Source organism: Streptomyces sp. YS-3 (genome assembly GCF_045257485.1).
Lineage (GTDB): Bacteria > Actinomycetota > Actinomycetes > Streptomycetales > Streptomycetaceae > Streptomyces.
In genome coordinates this window covers 1-1,650 of record NZ_JBJHPC010000938.1, presented here as the reverse complement: position 1 = coordinate 1,650, position 1,650 = coordinate 1, and the positions used below count along the sequence as shown (strand labels likewise).

At 71.9% G+C, this 1,650-nt stretch carries 1 protein-coding gene and 1 tRNA gene; one reads left to right on the top strand and one right to left on the bottom strand.

Features of this window, described 5'->3' with window-relative positions:
- Positions 1-71: 71 nt before the first annotated feature.
- Positions 72-143: transfer RNA gene (locus ACJA3G_RS36490), tRNA-Gln, on the bottom strand.
- A gap of 294 nt (positions 144-437) precedes the next feature.
- Between ACJA3G_RS36490 and ACJA3G_RS36485 the strand changes: the two genes are divergently transcribed.
- Positions 438-1,650: sensor histidine kinase (locus ACJA3G_RS36485; protein ID WP_406557312.1), on the top strand; the 1,213-nt coding region annotated here is incomplete at its 3' end.

Here is a 1,650-nt window from a genome sequence, read left to right as displayed (position 1 = left end):
GCGGAAATCCGGGTGGGGGAGGGGGAAAAGCGCCGGGTCCTGACTGTGACAGTCAGGACCCGGCGCAGAAGCTCCCCCGCCAGGACTCGAACCCGGACATAGGGCACCAAAAGCCCCAGTGCTGCCAATTACACCACGGGGGATGGAAACCGACTTAACCGGACATCACGTCAGGTCGCCGGATCGGCACCCAACACTATGCCGTACCAAGCGCCTTCCGTGCGACGGTGGAGATCGGCGCTCCCGGTGACGCGGACGATCAAGATTCCCCGGCAGGCGCAGGGACCCGTTCGCCCGGAAACGCGGACGACCGCCGGAAGGTGCCGTTTCGATTCATCAGATCGACGGATGACCGCCGCGACCGTGCGTGTTCGATTGCGTTCTGTGCTGGTGAAGTCACCGGAAAATCGCTGGCGGGCGCCCGTAGGCTGGATGGCATGACCGCAACGGGGGCAGACCACTACTCCGCGGGGACGACCTCCCGCGGCTGGTGGTGGTGGGAACGGCGGCGCGGTGCCGCCCTGGACATCGGACTGGGGCTGGCCTCCGCGTTCGAGTGCGCATTGGAAGGTGTGAAGTTCGCCGGGGACGCGGGGGTCCCCGTACCGGCCGGGGTGCTCTTCGGGCTGGTGGCCGGGGTGACGCTGGCCGCGCGGCGGCGCTGGCCGGTCGCCGTCGTGCTGGTCTCCATCGCCGTGACCCCGGCGAACATGGGCTTTCTGCTCGGCATCGTCGGCCTGTACACGCTGGCCGCCTCCGAGGTGCCGCGCCGGATCACCGCGGCGCTGGCCGGGATGTGCCTGGCGGGCACCTTCATCGTCACCTTCGTACGGATGAACCAGAGCGTCGACGACGGCGCCTTCGACGGCGGGCGCTGGCTGGTCCCGCTCTTCTCCGGCGTGATGGCGCTCGGCCTGACCGCCCCGCCGCTGCTCCTGGGGCTCTATATAGGGGCCCGGCGCCGGCTGATGGAGTCGCTGCGCGAGCGCGCCGACTCCCTGGAGCGGGAGCTGTCGCTGCTCGCGGACCGCGCCGAGGAGCGCGCGGAGTGGGCCCGTACGGAGGAGCGCACCCGGATCGCCCGCGAGATGCACGACGTGGTGGCCCACCGGGTGTCCCTGATGGTCGTGCACGCGGCGGCGCTCCAGGCGGTGGCCCGCAAGGACCCGGAGAAGGCCGTCAAGAACGCGGTCCTCGTCGGTGACATGGGCCGCCAGGCGCTGACGGAGCTGCGCGAGATGCTGGGCGTGCTGCGGACCGGTGAGGCGGTGCGGTGGGCGGACCGTGCGGACGCGCCGGCGGCGGTCCCGCTGGCGGCCGTGGGCGCGGCGGCTGCCGCGGCAGCCGCCGCGGCGGAGGAGGGGCCGTGTCTGGCCGACATCGAGGCGCTCGTCGGGCAGTCCCGGGAGGCCGGGATGGTGGTGGAGCTGATGGTCCACGGGGTGGAGCGGGCGTACGACGCGCTGGTGGAGCAGACCGCGTACCGGGTGATCCAGGAGGCGCTGACCAATGTGCACAAGCACGCGGCGGGCGCCAAGGTGATGGTCCGCCTCGCCCACCGCGACGCCGAGGTGGCCATGCAGATCGAGAACGGTCCGGCGGACGGGGCGACGGCGGACGCGGGGCTGCCCAGCGGGGGGAACGGGCTGG